Below are 17,115 nucleotides of genomic sequence, written 5' to 3'. Positions count from 1 at the left end.
ATTATTAACTCCTATTGATTAACCGACGCGACGCATAGGCAGAACATCGGCGGTTGCCCGGCCGCCATTGCCGGTCATGCTCTGCAGCAGGGTTTGATGTTCTGTCCACTGCAGTAACTCCAAAGTGCCATCATAGGTCTCACCTAGCAGGGTGCAGTTTTCGATCCAGTCGCCGTCATTGCAGTACAGCAAACCCTTCACTTTCTTAAGCGCCGGCTGATGAATATGGCCACACACCACTCCGTCTAGTCCGCGCCGAGAGGCTTCCCGAATAGCTGCTTCTTCAAACACGCTAATCACTTGGCGGGCGTTGGGAATGCGCTGTTTTATATAGGTAGCCAAAGACCAGTAATTGCGCCCAAAGCGGCGACGTCCAAAATTGGCCCAGCGATTGAGAAACAGCAGTAAATCGTAGGCGGCATCGCCAACTAGATCTTCCCACTTACTTAAACGCATGTGCTCGTCGAGGCAGTCGCCGTGAAACATCAGCAATCGCTTACCGGCAACCGTGGTATGAATAGCTTCGCGTTTAATTTCGATGGGACCGAGAATATGGCCAACATAGTCCCGCAGGGGCTCGTCGTGATTGCCAGGGATGTACACAACTCGAGTGCCCGTGCTGGCTTTTTTGAATAAGCTGCGAACCACCTCATAGTGACTTTTTGGCCAGTACAAGCTGCGCTTTAGTGCCCAAAGATCGACAACATCGCCAACCAAGTACAAGGTTTCGCACTCTGTTTTGGCTAAAAAATCGAGAAGATAGTCCGCTCGGCAATCTTTAAAGCCGAGGTGAATATCAGATAACCAAACAGTTTTATAACGCTGTCTTAGCTCCACCCGTATACATCCTCTTTGCCTATTTAGGGCAAGACTAGGGCTTTACTGTGACAATAGCGGGACTAAAAAAGGACAGTTTTATGACAGAAAGCTCGAGTCACACTGAACTCAAACATTCGTAATAGAGGAGTAATCGTGAGATAGAGGCGATTTACGTTTTCATCACCTGAGGGTAATGCGCCGCGAGTACTTCTTCCAACTTTTTCTCAGTTAGCGGTTTACTTGAAAAGGCTTTAACCTCTACTTTACTCTCTGCCAACAATGCATCGTCGGGGTTTAATGATGTAGTCAGCATTACCACTACCACACCAGCTTGCTGCGCTGTAGATAGAGCGGCGTATTTTTCCAAAAACTGCCAGCCATTCATCACAGGCATATTAATATCTAAAAAAACCAACTCTGGCTTGGGGTAGTAGCCATCCACTTCGGTGGTTAAATAATCTAGAGCCAAACGGCCATTGGTGACGTCTACAACACTCTCGGCGCAGCCGTATTTCTCAATCACTAAGCGATGAATGTAATTTGTTGCCTTACAGTCATCTATAAGCAACACCCGTTTAAGCTTGTTCATTGCAATTTTCCCTGAGCGTAAAATAGAACACAGTGCCCACATTAGGCTCTGATTCTACCCAAATTTCTCCACCGTGTAACTCCACCACTTTTTTACAGTGGGCCAAGCCAATACCACTACCTTCAAATTCATCACGGCCATGCAGACGCTGAAAAATCATAAATATGTGCTGAAAGTGCTCTGCTTCTATGCCAATACCATTATCGCTAACACTGAACTGCCAAGCCTCTGCGCTATGTTCGGCGGTAATGGTTATTACCGGCGGCACACCCTCTCGACTAAATTTGAGACCATTGCTAATCAAGTTTTGAAACAATAAGCGCAATTCCGTTTTCTTGCCTACAATCGTCGGCAAATTATGGTACTCAATGCGCCCCCCTACGTCGTCAATCCGCAACCCCAAATCCACACAGACCGCCGCCACTAATTCTTGGCAATCTACTTCACTCACTGCCGACTCACCACCTAAGCGGCCGTAGTCCAGCAAACCGCGAATCAACTCGGTCATCCGCGCGGTGGATTCATTGATAAAACCTAGAAAGGTCAACCCCTGTTCATCCATCTTGTCGCGGTAGTTCTCTTCAAACAACTCAACGAGGCTTTGCACCGTGCACAGCGGTTCCTGTAAATCGTGCGACGCAATATAAGTAAACTGCTCCAGCTCCTTATAGGCAGCAGACAATTTTTGGTTATTCATCCGCAGTTCAAACTCAGCTGCTTTGCGTTCATTCACCTCGGCGGCCAATAATTTTTGTTTCTGTGATAGTTCTCCCAACAAGTTATCAAAAGCGCGTGCCAATTCGCCCAACTCTCCGCCGTCGTGAATCGGTAAATCTCCGCTCTCAGTTGCCAAACCATTATTATTAAGGGTATTACGCATGGCAACAATCGGTCCCGCGACGCGACGCGACACGTAGATTGCAAGAACCCCAGACATCAATAAGACAAAAATCAAAAACAGGTAAATCTTACTCAATACTTGACTTTTTATCGCCAAGGCTTCTTCAAAATCATGACTAGTAGCAACTATTATGCGATCGGCATTGTTTTCTGGATTGTAGGCAATACTGCGCATGGAATAGATAAATTCATGATCTTTAGAGCGCCCTTTGCCGTTTAGCACTTCAAGCTGAGGGCTAGCTATTAAACGCTGCGCAGCGGGGAAATCATCTAGCACATTGCTGCTACGCCCATATTCGAATGCGAAGCTGCGCTCTGGATTGGGGTGGAGTAAATAGTCACCAGCGCCATTGGTGATCACAAATTGATGTTCATCTCCAGATAAGGACTTTAGCGCATCAAACGTGTCCTGAAGATTGTGGTTAATAATAACTATGCCGAACAAGTCGCCTTCATCGCTATAGATTGGCATAGCTGCGCGAATAACCGGTTGCAAAGGCAGTACAATCTCGCCAAATTCGCGATTTAACTCGATATCAGACAAGTACACGCTGCCACGACTTAAACCAATAGTTTCAATAAAATAGCGGGTCTGACTTTTGTCCTGTAACTCGGGCTGAGCAACAGTGCGAATACTGCCATTGGGACCAAAGCGGTCCACCCGAACCTGCTCAAGTCCGTTGGCACGAATGAAACGAATTTGTAATTTGGGCTTAGCTTTGAGCATCTCGGTAAATATAACTCCCAGCCGCGACACCCACTCCTGAAAAGTCGATCCGTCGCGAGGGTCTATACCTCCATTTCTTTCTGCTCGAATCAGGCCTTGTATAGGCGGGGTGCCCGCAATAAACCGCAAATCTCTAACCAGCTCCAACATATTGGCGCGAAACTGCACCGCCTGTAACTCAGACTCATTAATTAGATTCTGTTCAGTAGCATCGAGCAATTGCTGATCTAATTGGCTCATAATAATGGAGATAATTACCGCATTACTGAGCACAATAAGCGCAACCAGTGGAAACAGGATGCGCCGTGTGATGCTTTTTCGTTTGCCAAGTATCGGCATATGCTCGGAAGCAGGCATATAAAAGCTCGTAATGTAAGATTACCTAACGAGGTAATTGATGGCGGGGCAGAATAATAATTACTCAACAATCCCATTGCTTTACTATAGGCAATATGAACGTCGATAGCTATTACTCACAAGCTAAATTAAATAGGTAGTTATCGCTATAAAAGCGAAATAAATACCCCGACAACCAATCCCAATCGCTGGGGCACAGCTACTAAAAGTGGTAAGCCAATGTCCCCCGATAAGTACGAGGCTCCATTGGGTGCGAGTGGCGGTCAAGCTGGGGCTCAATACCGGCGTTGCGCTCGGATAAAGTCCGTGAGGCATAGTAATAAGTGATATCGTCATCACGTTCATCCAAGGCATTAATGACCTCAAGCCCCAGCGATATACCACTTTTAAAGCGATAGCCAATATTGGCATTAACACTCTTCGAGGCCGCCGATTCAACATCACCGCCTTCGGTAAGCTTGCGAGGGCCGAAATAGCGCAGTCTAAGCCCCCCGTACACGCCGTTATCTAAATCGATACTCGCGCCCATAGCAAAGACCTGTTCAACGCTGTCGGGCACATATTTGCCCAATACCTGCCCCTCGTCGACCTGCAGTTGCTTAAACTCGGTTTCCGACGAGGCAACATCCATATCCAATACAAACCAGTCCACCGGCTGATAAAATACGCTCACCTCAAGGCCTTGGCGACGGCTGGCATCCCGAGGTTCGGTTGTCGACTCATCGCCAACAAACACCAACTCTGAATCTAAATCTAAACGAAACGCCACCACCGACAGCTGAATATCATTGGCCAGCAAGCTGCGCATCCCCAATTCATAGCCGACCGACGAAGATATCAGCGGCACTGCACTTTCCCTTCTCACTACACCCCGCGCATCATTGCTGTGAAAGCCCTCGCCATAATTAATGAAGAACTCCGTGGTCGCGAATGGGCCAAAGCGCAGTGATAATTTGGGCGACAACAAGGCCTCGCGGTCGCTGCCACCCGCCGTCGCGTCAAGCTTATCGGCTACCGCCACATCAATGGTTTGGTAGCGCAAACCCGCGATTGAGGCAAACCACGCCGTCCATTGGCTGTGTACGCTGCTGTATACACCGAGCGCCTGCTCTTCCACCGCCGCGCTGGCAAACAGATCGTATATTAGGCCTCGCTGGCTAAAGCCCACACCCACGTCGTTAATATCGTCCAGTCGCCATTCACCGCCGTAGCGCAATTCATGTACCGCGCTTAGGGCCTGCGTAAAATCTAGCTGGCCGCCGAGAGTCAGGCGATTATCGAATTGGGTAAATTGGTCACCGCGCACCTCGGGGTCGTCACTGTTATCGCGGGAGTAATAACTCGCGTTAGAGCTTAAACGCAGCGCATAATCCACCACGTAAAATTGACTTTGCAGATTCAGACCATCGTTCAATACCGACCAAATTTCAGCCGACAGGCTATAGCGGTGGGTGTCGCCACCCGTGCTGTCATCTAGGGAACCATAGCGATCCACGCTGCCCTCAGCCACTAGGCGCTGGGGAATCTGATCTGTCGAGGTCCAATCCGCTTCATAGGCCATGGCCGTCAGCGAATAACCTTGCTTGCGATCACCACCGCTGTATTTCAATACACCATTGGCTTTATCAAAGCCCTCTGGCAGCTGCCATGGGCCGTCGTTTTGCTGAGACTCAAAAGCATAAACCAGCTGGCCATCTGCCGCCGCCACTCCGCCAAAGGCCAAGAGACGCGCATAATCGTTTTCGCCCGCGGTAAGTTTCACGGTCTGATTTGCCATAGCCCGCGCATAAGATGTTCGCGCTGTACCCGCCGAGGAAAAATCCCCCGCCTCGGCATAATAGGGACCTTTGCGATAAACAATGCGGTCGACCAATTCGGGAATTAAAAAATTAAGATCGGTATAACCTTGGCCATGACCGTGACTCACCATATTGATGGGCATGCCGTCGACATAATTAGCAAAGTCGCTGCCGTGATCCAAATTAAAGCCCCGCAAAAAATATTGATTCGCCTTGCCGTCACCGCTGTGCTGGGTCACCACCATACCCGGTATGGTTTCTAATAACTCGGCGGGACGCAGCGCTGGGCGGTGCGCAATTTGCGCTGCCAGAACCGTACCTACCGAAGCAGCCTCAGCGTCGGCTAGCCCCCTATTGGCGAGCGAGCTACCTGTAACCTGCACTTCTTCAAGCTGACCAGCGCTGCGCTCGCTCACACCACTCAAGCCAGCCGCGTATGCTGGACATGCAAAGACAAAACAACTTATTACTAGCGGATTAAATATCGAATTTTTCAAAGGAATCGCCTCTTGATTGCAACAATCTCAATGGCGGCGGGAAATTAACGAGGAAATAGCAGAAGCCACAGAAATGACTCTGATTATACTCGCCTGATTGCACACCCCGACCATCAGGTAAATGCATATCAGGCAGGTCTACTGGCTCACGACTTCATTCTACGCGTTTAAGAAAACGCCAGAAAATGCGCTAATCGCCTTCCCAAGTTCAGTGACAACACCTTACTCAGTGGCCGTGATTAGCACTCATCGCATACAGTTGCGGGGACAGCTTCAATTAATCTCGCAAAACCGAAAGTCAATTTTACGCACTGAATTCCCTATTAATCGCTACGGTGAAAATATCACCTTGGAACCTAAAAATGCGCAGCGACTTTAACCTAAGTAATATTTAAATTCATCAAAAAAAACTATTTAAAAAAGTTACTTTAAACCGCCAAAAATAAATGAAACAATATGGTATCGAAACCCAAAAACCGAATTAAATGCCTGTAAATAAAAACTATTTTTACCTAAAAAGCACAACACGCAACAATCCAACCGCTCTCAAAACAAAAACTAAAGACGACACAAATCCCTCCAACAATATGGAGCCATTCAAGTACAAATCTATTAAAAAATTAATTTATTTACGCGCCATCAACAAACTTAATCCCTCAATGCTAATCAGTTACATCAATCCTTTTACTTCAATCACTTCTACGCAATGGACACCCGCATGACGAATTTAGAAAACCTGCCCAACAATTGCGGCTTACTTATCTGTGGTCACGGCAGCCGCGCCAAAATCGCTGAGCAGGAATTTAGCCTACTCGCTAAAAACCTGCGCCAGCGCTACCCCAAACTCAAAATCGAATACGGCTTTTTAGAGTATTCCGCGCCCAATATTCACATGGCCCTCGACGCGCTTCGCGAGCAAGGTGTAAAAACCATTTACGCCGTTCCCGGTATGCTGTTTGCCGCCACCCACGCCCAGAACGATATTCCCTCGGTACTCACCAGTTACCAGCAAAAGCACCCAGATCTGCATATTCACTACGGCCGTGAACTGGGCCTACACAGCAATATGATTGCCGCCTTTCAGCAGCGCATTCTCAATTCTCTTGGCCACACTGAGATTCCCGCCCCCGGCGCCCTCTACGACACCATGCTGGTGGTCGTCGGTCGCGGCACCTCGGTCGTTAATGCCAATGCCGACGCCGCCAAGCTCTGCCGTATCGCCGCCGAGAGCCTGGGCTTCGGCTGGTCCGAGACGGTCTACTCTGGCGTCACCTTTCCCTCGGTTGGCCGGGGCTTAGAAATGGCCTGCAAGCTCGGCTTTAAAAAAATTGTTGTCGCTCCTTACTTCTTGTTTGGCGGCCGGCTTATTGACCGCATTCACAGCTATATTGATAAAGTCGCCGCCGAACAGCCCGAGGTGCAGTTCATCAAAGCCGATTATCTCCGCGACCACCCCAAAGTCATCGATACCTTTGTGGCCCGCTTTGCCGAAACCATGAACGGCAGCCAACAACAAACCGGTCTACTCGCCGACTTTAGCGCTCGGCTCGCCCGAGGCGAAGTTGACTTACATCACCACCACGCCGAATACCAAGAACCCAATGCAGCGTATCAGCACAGTCACGATCACGATCACCCCCACAGTCATTCACATGAGCACGAGCATTCCCATGAATATGAAAAGCAACATGAACATGGCCATAGCCATGCCCGCTACCAACATATCGCCCATCCCCACGGCCCCCGCACCATGATTAACGACAATGTCTGCTGCTGTTTTATGAGCCAATTCCCAGCAGAACTCATTGCCGAAGAGCAGGCGCGCAAGCCCGCCCTAGACGGTATACCTGCCTGCAAGAAGCGGTCTGCTTAACACCATTCGGCCCATTCCAAACTTAAAGCACCGGCTGTTTTAAGCTGGGATGGGCGGCGCTGCTATTCACATCGCGCAGACGAGCGGGCTTAACTTTGGGGCGATACACATGGGCCTTATCGTGGTCGTATAAATACGAGTCGCTAAAGTCTTCACTGGCCAAAACCCAGCCCACTAAAATCAAACTGGTGCGGGTAAATTTCTTGTCGCGCACCTTGGCAACAATATCGCTTAAGGTGCCAACAACTTTATCTTGATCCGGCCAGGAGGTGCGGTAGCAAACTGCCACTGGGCAGTCGGCGCCGTAGTGGGGAATTAGCTCCTCCACAATTTTATGAATACGGGTCACCCCCAAATGAATCGCCAAAGTCGCGCCGCTGGCGGCCAAGGCAGGCAGTCGCTCGCGCTCGGGAAATGGGGTTTTGCCTTCGTAGCGGGTGTGAATAATGGTTTGCGACACCCCAGATAGGGTTAACTCCTTGCCGAGCCACGCCGCCGAGGCCGAGGTTGCGGTCACGCCGGGAATAATCTCATAGTCAATATTTAGGGCCTGCAAGCGGCGGATTTGCTCGCCGATGGCGCCGTAAACCGAGGGGTCGCCGGAGTGAATCCGCGCCACATCATGGCCCTCCTCACTGGCCCAAGAAATATGTGCCATGATTTCATCAAGGTCTAAAGACGCGGTATCGACAATCCGCAGGGCATCGCCTTGCCGTCCAGCAAAAATATCGGTGGGCACCAATGAACCAGCGTAAAGCAACACCGGACAGGCACTGATTAAGCGCTGGCCTTTTACCGTGATTAACTCTGGGTCGCCGGGGCCGGCGCCTATAAAAAATACTTTCACAGCGTTTCCTTTTTAAAAATCTTTAAGCAAGCCAGTCGTAAAATTTACGCTTTGCTGGCATAACCGCGAGGCGTGTAAATCCATTCTTTACGGCCGTTAACAATATGACGGGTTTCGCGATTGCCCACCGACACCAAGGTGAACATATCAACGTCGCCGGCCTTAAGATCGCCCAAGCACGTAAAACGAATATCTTCGTCGCTGCGCGTGAGCTGGCGGCCGATTACCACGGGCGTACTTGCAGGGCGGTACTGCAATAAAATGTCGCGGGCAGTATTCAGCTGCCAGTCCCGTTTTTTAGATACCGGATTATAAAAAGACACCACAAAATCGCCGCTGCCAGCGCCGTGTAAACGTTGTTCAATCACTTGCCAAGGCGTGAGTAAATCAGAGAGCGAGATTGTGCAAAAATCGTGGCCTAACATGGCGCCAACACGGCTCGCCGCGGCCTGCATGGCCGAAATACCTGGCACCACTTCAATATCGACCGCCAGCCATTCGGGGTGATGCTCTGCGCCGTTAAGCTGCTGATCTAATAGCTCAAACACCAAGGTGGCCATGGCGTAAATACCAATATCACCACTGGACACCAGCGCCGTGGCCTTGCCACTGGCGGCAAGATCTAGCGCCAAACGCGCCCGACCAATCTCCTCGCCCAAGGGCAAATCATGGCAGCGTTTACCGGTGGTCATGTCTGCCAGCAAATCCAAATACAAGCCGTAGGCCACCACGTCGCTACACTGGGCGATAACGGCGCTAGCCAGCGGCGTAATCAAGCGCTCGTCGCCTGGGCCCATACCTACTAAATATAATTTACTCACAATCGCTCAATGTCCTTTTTGTGCTTCTATCGAATTCAACTTGGGGTAGGCTCGCGCTATCGCGCAGGTCGCCTTGGCATTTTTCTGTTTGCTTAGCAGTAATTCTGGGTTGTCACCGGCGCAATCTTGGGCCGCGTACAAGGCGGCGGATTCGGCCACGCCGTATACACCCACCGCTGCAAACACATAATCCGAGCGCTGGCTAAGCAGACCTTCTACTGTCGCGAGTTGCGGCACCGACCAAGTTTGAAACGGCAGGCTGTGCTTTGCGGCCAAACTGATTAAACCTATTTCGTCGGCCTTAATATCAATGCTGTTCAGGCTGTGAATATCGGCCATCGACAAGCCCGCTTGCTGCAGGCAGCTCGCCAGCAACTCTGTCAAGACGTCTTCGGGGCAATGCCGCTCGCAGCCCATGCCCACGGTATAAATTGGCTTGAGATAGGGTTTGGCAGTGGTTTGCACACATTGCGCGCCAAGCAGCTGCGCCACGTCAAAGCCCCAATCATTGGCGCCGCCCTCGTGACCAGACAATAGCGGAATCACAAACTCGCCCTGCTCATCTAACACCAGTACCGCGGGGTCTTGATGTTTGCTCACCAGCACCGGCGCCAAGCAGCGCACCGCAATACCGGTCGCACAAATTAAAATTAAACGCTCGCCGCGCATAAAGGCCTGCTGCACAGTGCTAGCGAAATTATCGGGACGATAGCTCAGCACAGACAATGGCAGCAGCGACAGTAAGTGCTCACCTAAACACTTTCCCGCTGGCGTTAAGGCAAAAACTCGAATCATGCCCTAGCCCCGCTACGGCTCACCAAAAACAGCGAGAAATACGGCCCCGGCACTGCTTCCAACTGCCTAATATCCTCGACAACCCGCTCATTGGGCCGCCCCACAAATTCAAGATAGCGGGCATCGGCTTGCCGCCCCGTCTCCCTCAGCGCAGCGAGAATTTGCGGCCGCGCCTGCCCCGCTTTTAAAATAACCACCGTATCGTGGCGCTCAAGGGCCGCGCGTAATTCATCTGGGGCGTGGCGACCGCTAAGCACCGCAAACGACTCGGCAAGCATGGCGAGTGGTGTTTTACTGCGAGCAGCGGCGGCATTAATCGAGCTAATGCCGGGCACCACTTCGCAGTGAAATCCCTCAGCCAAACGCGCCATTAAATACGCAAAGGAACCAAAGAACAGCGGGTCGCCCTCACACAAAAACACCACATTACGGCCCGCACTTAGCTGCTCGCTAATCCGCTGCGCCGCATCGTCATAGGCAGCATTTGCCAGCGCGCGGTCGCGGTTCATGGGCATGTAAATGGGCATATAAATAGGCATGTAAATGGGGAGTCGTGAGCCTACAGCCGCCTGAATAGACGCCTCCGCTATCTCAGCCGCCTGCGAGTGACCGTCGGCATTCTCCAAAAAAGCAATTACATCGGCTTGGGCAATTAAGCGATGGGCTTTTAAGGTCAGTAGCTCTGGGTCGCCTGGCCCCACCCCCACCCCGTAAAAAATACCTTTTTCTGGGGCTCGGGCTGGAGCTGGAATTCGAGTGGGAATTTGCGTTAGCGGCAAATGCTCAGACATTATCGATAACCTCGCTGCGCGCCGCTGTTTTTTCAAAACGGTACAAATACACCGGCAATAGCGGTCTAAAGCAGGGTTCACCGGCCAGTTCACCACGGCGACTCACCGCAATTTGCAGGGCTTCGCTGCGATATTGGCCAGCCACTAATTGCTGTTCAAAACGGCGTAACAACTGCTGACTGGTCTCGGTAACCGCGCTCACGACCACGCAGCCCCCACGCGGAATACCCGACCACACTTGCTGTAAAATCTGAGTAAGCTCACCACCACTGCCGCCGATAAACACCTTAGTCGCTGGCGGCAACTCAGCCAAGGCCGCAGGCGCGCGCCCCGCAATAATATGCAGGTGATCTGGCACCCCAAAGTAATCCCGATTTTGCTGCAAACACGCTAGGCGCTGCGCATTAGATTCCACCGCATACACCTGCGCCCCGCCGCCCCAGCGCGCCAACTCTACCGCCACGCCACCGCAGCCTGCGCCTATATCCCACACCACATCGCTGGGCTTAACTTGCATTAGCGACAATATGTTCAAACGCACTTCGCGCTTAGTGAGCATGCCCTGACCACTGGCGCCGTCGGTAAAAAGCTGCGCGTCGGCAATACCAGGAAATACCGGTAAGACGCCACCGCCCGCACCCGCGTGAATCACCGAGACATGGAGCGCAGCAAACTCGCGATGCTGCCCGCTCCCCACCGCCAGCAATTCAGTGACAGTCCAATGGCTGATCGCTTCCTGCGGGTAGCCCAAGTTCTCGCACACGCTGATTCGCGCTCGGCTAAAACCGCACTCCACACAGAGCTGGGCCAGCTGGCGGGGATGACTGTGTTTGTCGGTCAATATCATTAAGCTCGCGCCAGCGCGTAAATAACGCCGTAAAACTGAAACCGGACGGCCATGCAAACTCAGTACGTCTACATCCTGCAGCGACAAAGCCAAGCGATGACAAGCCGCCTGAATACTGGATACCCCTGCGTGGAAGCGCAGCGCATCAGCGCCAAAGTGGGCGATCAAACAGCGACCAATGCCGTAGTACAGCGGATCGCCCGAGGCCAGAACCACCACCCGCTTATCCGGCATTGCTTCAAGCTGGGCGAGTAATTCTGGAATTTTCGGCAGCAGACGCGCTCGCTGCTCAGCAACCCACGGCGCAACCAGCGCCAATTGCCGCGCACTGCCGATAACCCAATCTGCAGCGCCCAGTGCCGCTTGCGCGGTGGCGCTTAAATGCAATTCCTCGCCAGCTGAATTACCCACGCCCAAGCCAATGACATCCACGGGGAAAAGCCGCGTTCGGCTTAATGACGGCATCGCCTTATCTAGCGGCATCAATACAGCTCCCCGCGATTACAGCGCAGCAGGGCATTGCACACCGACGCGGCAATAGCGCTGCCACCTTGACGGCCCAATAGGGTAATACACTCTATACCGAGTGTTTGATGGCAATCCCACAGCGCCTGCTTGGATTCCGCCGCGCCAACAAAACCCACCGGAATACCAATCACCAGTGCTGGGCAGCCCAAACTCGGATCGCTCGCCAGCATTTCTAACAAACGAAATAAGGCCGTGGGGGCATTGCCAATAATCACCACGCTACCCGCTAAGTGTGGCCGCCAAAACTCCAGTGCCGCCATACTGCGGGTTTCGCCCCGCGCTTGGGCTATAGCACTTACGCCCTCGGCATTTAAAAAGCACTGGGCTGGGCGCGCCAACATGCGCCTGGTCAGCCCCTGCTTAAGCATTTCCACATCGCAGAGTATTGGCGCCTGCGCGGCCAAGGCCCGCCGCCCAGCATCGCAAGCGCCCACACTAAAGCGCAGCTGCGCTGCCAATGCGGGATCACCCGCGCTATGAATTACCCGCATTGCGACTTGTGTTTGCTCAGCGTCAAAGGCCGACAAATCAGCCAATTCGCGAATCATCGCAAAGCTATTGCGCTCTATTGCTTGCGGGTCTATTTCGTAATCGAATGTCATTTTAAAACCACGTCCAAAAACTATTCATTAGGGCTATTCGCCAAATAACTTTGTTTAAGCGCTAAAACCAAGGCCTGCTCAGTACAAAATTCTGTGCACCATCTTTCATCACCCGGCACAGGCTCTGGCCGCCGCTGCATATACACCGGCAGGGATAATTGCCGCGCCGCCGCCAATTTTGCTGCCACTGCGGCGCCGCCACTGTTTTTGCAGACGATGGCCTCAATGGCGTAATTGCGCAGCAGCGCAAGTTCGCCCGCCACAGAAAACGGCCCCACCGCCTGCACCCAAAACGCGTTATTTGTTAGCCCGCCTTGCAGCGGAATAGCGCTGCGAATAAGCAGCAACTGGCGATCTTTAAACAGCGCCAATTCTTCGCTATCGAGCTTGCCTAGGCTCATAAACATACGCTGTGGGCTTGTCTGAGCACTGGCCTTAAACAAGCTCGGCAACTCCGCCAAGTTATTAAACTCATGCCAATTATCATTCGGCCCCGCCAGCCACAGCGGGCGCGTAAAGCGCCAACAGGGAATACCTAGTTCGGTACTCGCGGCGCTGGCACTGGCGCGTATTCTGCTGGCAAAGGGGTGGGTGGCATCGACAATGCCCTGCACCCCGCGCCGCTGACACCACGCGGCCAAGCCGCCGTATTGGCTGAAGCCGCCACTAATGACCTCGCAGGGCAAGACTGACTGACGCACGATGCCAGCAAGACTATAAATCAGCGGTCGGCCAAGATTGCCTAACTGCTGGCAAATGGCCTTGGCCTCGCTGGTACCGCCCAATATTAAAATCGTCATTGCGCTAGTGCCGTAGTGTTCGCCGAGAAATCACTGGCATGGCCGACGACTTCACCACGACGATTTATTGCCCAAACTTCTAATTCAGTGGTGTGCGGCACAATGCGCCGCGCTTGAATAAGGGCTTGATTGCAGACAATGGCAGCGAGATCTAGCCCTGCTGCATGGCAGAGGTTTAGCGCCTCTATACTGGTGTTAGCAGTTTTTACTTGGCTGCAAAGCGCGTCATTGGCCCCTGCTTGCGCAGCCCAGTCGGCCAATTGCATAAAGTCGATGCTTGAGGCGCGGCTGTGTAAATCTAAATGCCCCGCCGCCAATTTACTGATTTTGCCAAAGCCGCCGCAGAGACTTAATTTGGCGGTGGGCTTACGGCGCAAGTACTTTAAAACCGCGCCAACAAAGTCACCCATTTCGATGAGCGCCATATCGTCCAGCTGATAATGGCGGCGAATAAAATCTTCGCTTTGGTTACCGGTACTGGCGGCGATATGCCCGTAGCCATTGCTCGCCGCCACATCAATACCTTGGTGAATAGAGGCAATATAGGCGCTACAGGAAAACGGCCGCACAATGCCGCTGGTGCCTAGTACCGACAAACCACCAAGAATCCCCAAACGCGGATTCATGGTTTTTAAGGCGAGGGCTTCGCCGTTTTCTATGCCAATACCAATATCAAAACCGCCGTGATAATCCGCTCCCGCCGCAATACCTTGCAAATGCTGGCTAATCATTTGCCGTGGCACTGGATTAATCGCTGGCTCGCCCACCGCCAAAGCCAAGCCACTACGAGTCACCGTGCCCACGCCGCGCTCGGCACGAAAATGCATGCCGCTGTTGGCGCTTAAAGCGAGATGAACAAACACCGTGGCGCCGTGGGTAACGTCGGGGTCATCACCTGCATCTTTGATGGTTTTGGCCAGTACCCCTGCGCCTGCGGGGGCCAAATACACAATGGGCAAGTCCACTACTTTGCCCTTGGGCAAGGTAATGCTGGCGCAGCTAATCGACTCATTGAAAAACAACTTTCTCGCTGCCGCTACCGCACAGGCTGTGGCGCAGCTACCCGTGGTTAAGCCGCTGCGCAGCGGCGTAACTGGGCTAGCGTTTTGGCTGGCATCTGCGCTCTCTGGCCACATAATTTATAGCGCCTGCACAAACCACACCGCGCCAAACACCACCGTGGCCGCGCCTAAGGCCTGCCTGAACAAATCAAATAAATTGCTGTGGCGTTGGGCCAAATACGATTGCACACTGCCAAGGCCCAAGCCGAACACCACCATACCCAATAACACCGAGCAGGAGAAAACCAAGACATAAAGCAGCGCCGATAATAGCGCCATATCATTAATCAACGGCACCAAGGCCAAGGCTGGCGCGCTGCCCGCCAAGCCGTGCAGTGCGCCAACCATAACTGGGGTATGGGCTTTGGCCGCAGGCATTGCGCTGTGTTTTGTAGAGTTTGAGGAATTGGGACAGGCATCATCCACTGTACTGCTTTTTACTAAGTGAACATGCTCCAGCTCGCCATGCTCGTGCTGGTGCTTATGACGTAACACCACCACCCGCTCCCGTCGTAATTGCCACAACAGCGAGCCGCCAATTACGACCAACACCACGCCCACTGCCAATTCGGCAAAGTGACCTAGGCTCGCAGGCAAGCTCAGCCCCAATCCAAACACCACGCCTGCGCTCAATAGCAATACCGCGCCATGACCCAATGCCCAATGACTACAGTGGCGCAAGGTCAGCGCTAAATTGGCCGCTATGCCGCGCTTTTTGCCATTGTCGCGATGGCGATTACTCAAGGCCGACACCGCCATAACATGATCTGCATCCATGGCGTGAACAAAGCCCAGCGAGAAACCCAAGGCGAGAATTGAAAGACTAATCCCTGACACAATCTGCATCCTTTATTTGGGTATGTGGCAAAAACACCTTGGCGATTACCTCGGGTGCCGAGGGAAAGAACAAGTGCAAATACGAGGCGGTTAAACCCCGCTGCCGGTATATGGACTCGCCCGGTGCGGGGTGCTTTGGCCGCCTGCCGTAGCCAATTGGTTCTGGGGTGTTTTCTGACTGGGAGCGATGATGGGCGTGGGCGCGCAGCTCGCCCTCGGGCAATACCGCGCTCTGCATACCTTGGCAACCGCCACGGCCACGCATGGCCGCTTGACCAGCCAACAGCCCCAACATGGTGTGGCGAATGCCAGCTAAATCCTTGAGGTTTTCTAGGCAATACATAAAGCCGCCACACTCGGCCAAAATCCCTTTGCCGCTTTGGTAAAACTGCTGAATTTCCCTGTGCATTGCGGTATTCGCCGCCAGCGCCTCTGCGTGTAATTCTGGGTAGCCACCGGGCAACCACAGGGCGTCGGCCTCGGGCAATTCAGCATCGTGAATTGGCGAGAAAAATAACAATTCGGCGCCCATCGCGGTTAACAACTGGGTATTGGCGGGGTAAATAAAACTAAAGGCTTCATCCTGCGCAATCGCAATGCTTACCCCCGCCAGCAAGCGCGGCGGTGGCGCAATTGACTGGGCAGAAAATTTCACCGGCGGCGGCAGGCTCGCCAAGCTACTGGCAGCAACCAGCTCGGCGGCGGCATTAAAGCAGGCCTCTAACTCCTCGCGCACTTCACAGGCCTGCACCAAGCCGAGATGACGTTCCGGCAGGCGAATATTCGGCGTATTGGCAAAACTCGCCAGCAAGGGCAGGCTCGCAGGCAGGGCGTCGGCAATCAGTTGCCGATGACGCTCAGAAGCGCAGTGATTGACAATTAAACCCGTCACCGCAACGTCGTCGCGGTAATTGGCTAGGCCACAGGCCAGCGCCGCCGCCGTTTGCGCCATGCCCTTCACGTCCATAATCAGCACAATGGGAATGCCAAAGGTGCGCGCCAAATCTGCACTCGAGGGATCGCCGTCGAACATGCCCATGGCGCCTTCCACCAAAATCAAATCGGCGGTTTGCGCAGCGCGGTAAAACTGATCTCGGCAATAGGCCTCCCCCGCCATCCACAGATCGAGCTGGGCCACGGGGTGGCCAGAGGCCTGCTCTAGAATTTGCGGGTCTAAATAATCGGGGCCCATTTTAAAAATGCGCACCTCGCGGCCCTGCAAGCGATGGTAGCGGGCAATAGCCGCAGTAATCGTGGTTTTACCTTGGCCCGAGGCGGGCGCAGCCAAAAACACCGCCGGACATAAAATATCAGCAGGCATACATCAACCCATCCTTTATTAAACGAGAACGCGCAATAGCCCGCATTTGGGCGTGCAAACGCAGTGTCATTTCCTACTCCTTTAGAAATTCTGAATGTACTTATATCGCCGTTAAATTAACGACGACGCGATACCATAAAACTCAGAACAAACGCGGGGTGTAGAATAAGACCGGCAAACGGAATAGCTTAGTAACGCGAACTACACGCGTTATGAAAAACGAGGGAATATGCGGAATAGCGGCAATAAAGCCGAATTCCAGCGCTGGAAATTGCGCAGAAAACCGAGAGTACATGAAATCTCC

16 protein-coding genes and 1 riboswitch are annotated in these 17,115 nt (G+C 52.7%); of the genes, 1 reads left to right on the top strand and 15 read right to left on the bottom strand.

All coding sequences use genetic code 11. The features are described 5' to 3' along the window. Positions 1-18: 18 nt before the first annotated feature. The 4 genes from AB4876_RS04890 to AB4876_RS04875 all read right to left on the bottom strand — a co-directional run bounded on the left by AB4876_RS04890 (position 19) and on the right by AB4876_RS04875 (position 5,607). The gene (locus AB4876_RS04890; RefSeq protein ID WP_368380528.1) at positions 19-837 is read right to left on the bottom strand and encodes a UDP-2,3-diacylglucosamine diphosphatase; all 819 of its coding nucleotides are present in this window, start codon (positions 835-837) and stop codon (positions 19-21) included. Between the two features lie 151 nt (positions 838-988). Next, positions 989-1,408: a response regulator gene (locus tag AB4876_RS04885; RefSeq protein WP_368380527.1), complete on the bottom strand. Its 420-nt coding sequence runs from the start codon at positions 1,406-1,408 to the stop codon at positions 989-991. Beyond that, positions 1,395-3,392, bottom strand: coding sequence for a sensor histidine kinase (locus AB4876_RS04880; protein ID WP_368380526.1), 1,998 nt, complete (start codon positions 3,390-3,392; stop codon positions 1,395-1,397). The genes AB4876_RS04885 and AB4876_RS04880 overlap by 14 nt, the downstream gene beginning before the upstream one ends. A 202-nt stretch (positions 3,393-3,594) precedes the next feature. Further along, positions 3,595-5,607 (bottom strand): TonB-dependent receptor, encoded by a 2,013-nt coding sequence (locus AB4876_RS04875; RefSeq protein WP_368380525.1) that lies wholly within the window; start codon positions 5,605-5,607, stop codon positions 3,595-3,597. A gap of 196 nt (positions 5,608-5,803) precedes the next feature. Next, positions 5,804-6,063, bottom strand: a riboswitch (cobalamin riboswitch). A gap of 343 nt (positions 6,064-6,406) precedes the next feature. On the opposite strand from AB4876_RS04875, the gene AB4876_RS04870 reads away from it, so the two are divergent. Beyond that, entirely contained in the window at positions 6,407-7,561 is a 1,155-nt protein-coding gene (locus AB4876_RS04870) for a sirohydrochlorin chelatase (RefSeq protein WP_008246589.1), read from the top strand. A gap of 22 nt (positions 7,562-7,583) precedes the next feature. On the opposite strand, the gene cobM is transcribed toward AB4876_RS04870, so the two are convergent. From cobM to AB4876_RS04815, 11 genes are all read right to left on the bottom strand, one after another. Next, the gene (cobM, locus tag AB4876_RS04865; RefSeq protein WP_008246587.1) at positions 7,584-8,408 is read right to left on the bottom strand and encodes a precorrin-4 C(11)-methyltransferase; all 825 of its coding nucleotides are present in this window, start codon (positions 8,406-8,408) and stop codon (positions 7,584-7,586) included. A gap of 44 nt (positions 8,409-8,452) precedes the next feature. Continuing rightward, positions 8,453-9,229, bottom strand: coding sequence for a precorrin-3B C(17)-methyltransferase (cobJ, locus tag AB4876_RS04860; RefSeq protein WP_368380524.1), 777 nt, complete (start codon positions 9,227-9,229; stop codon positions 8,453-8,455). A 6-nt stretch (positions 9,230-9,235) separates the two neighbouring features. After that, entirely contained in the window at positions 9,236-10,024 is a 789-nt protein-coding gene (locus AB4876_RS04855; RefSeq protein ID WP_368380523.1) for a cobalamin biosynthesis protein, read from the bottom strand. Continuing rightward, on the bottom strand, positions 10,021-10,815 hold the full coding sequence (gene cobI / locus AB4876_RS04850) for a precorrin-2 C(20)-methyltransferase (RefSeq protein ID WP_368380522.1): 795 nt from the start codon (positions 10,813-10,815) through the stop codon (positions 10,021-10,023). The genes AB4876_RS04855 and cobI overlap by 4 nt, the downstream gene beginning before the upstream one ends. Beyond that, entirely contained in the window at positions 10,808-12,145 is a 1,338-nt protein-coding gene (gene cbiE, locus AB4876_RS04845; RefSeq protein WP_368380521.1) for a precorrin-6y C5,15-methyltransferase (decarboxylating) subunit CbiE, read from the bottom strand. The genes cobI and cbiE overlap by 8 nt, the downstream gene beginning before the upstream one ends. Then, the gene (locus AB4876_RS04840; RefSeq protein ID WP_368380520.1) at positions 12,145-12,792 is read right to left on the bottom strand and encodes a precorrin-8X methylmutase; all 648 of its coding nucleotides are present in this window, start codon (positions 12,790-12,792) and stop codon (positions 12,145-12,147) included. Before AB4876_RS04840 ends, cbiE begins: the two co-directional genes overlap by 1 nt. 20 nt (positions 12,793-12,812) lie before the next feature. After that, positions 12,813-13,592 (bottom strand): precorrin-6A/cobalt-precorrin-6A reductase, encoded by a 780-nt coding sequence (locus AB4876_RS04835; RefSeq protein WP_368380519.1) that lies wholly within the window; start codon positions 13,590-13,592, stop codon positions 12,813-12,815. Then, the gene (locus AB4876_RS04830) at positions 13,589-14,728 is read right to left on the bottom strand and encodes a cobalt-precorrin-5B (C(1))-methyltransferase (RefSeq protein ID WP_368380518.1); all 1,140 of its coding nucleotides are present in this window, start codon (positions 14,726-14,728) and stop codon (positions 13,589-13,591) included. The genes AB4876_RS04835 and AB4876_RS04830 overlap by 4 nt, the downstream gene beginning before the upstream one ends. A gap of 3 nt (positions 14,729-14,731) precedes the next feature. Further along, the gene (locus AB4876_RS04825; protein ID WP_368380517.1) at positions 14,732-15,490 is read right to left on the bottom strand and encodes a hypothetical protein; all 759 of its coding nucleotides are present in this window, start codon (positions 15,488-15,490) and stop codon (positions 14,732-14,734) included. Then, positions 15,477-16,811 carry a cobyrinic acid a,c-diamide synthase CobB gene (locus AB4876_RS04820; RefSeq protein ID WP_368380516.1) on the bottom strand — a complete coding sequence of 445 codons (1,335 nt, stop codon included), beginning with the start codon at positions 16,809-16,811 and terminating at the stop codon, positions 15,477-15,479. Before AB4876_RS04820 ends, AB4876_RS04825 begins: the two co-directional genes overlap by 14 nt. Before the next feature lie 142 nt (positions 16,812-16,953). Then, complete coding sequence (locus tag AB4876_RS04815) at positions 16,954-17,106, bottom strand: hypothetical protein (protein ID WP_368380515.1); 153 nt, start codon at positions 17,104-17,106, stop codon at positions 16,954-16,956. Positions 17,107-17,115: the final 9 nt, after the last annotated feature.

The sequence above is a fragment of the Zhongshania guokunii genome (assembly GCF_040892635.1).
Taxonomy (GTDB): domain Bacteria; phylum Pseudomonadota; class Gammaproteobacteria; order Pseudomonadales; family Spongiibacteraceae; genus Spongiibacter; species Spongiibacter guokunii.
This window is presented reverse-complemented; position numbering and strand designations above follow the sequence as displayed.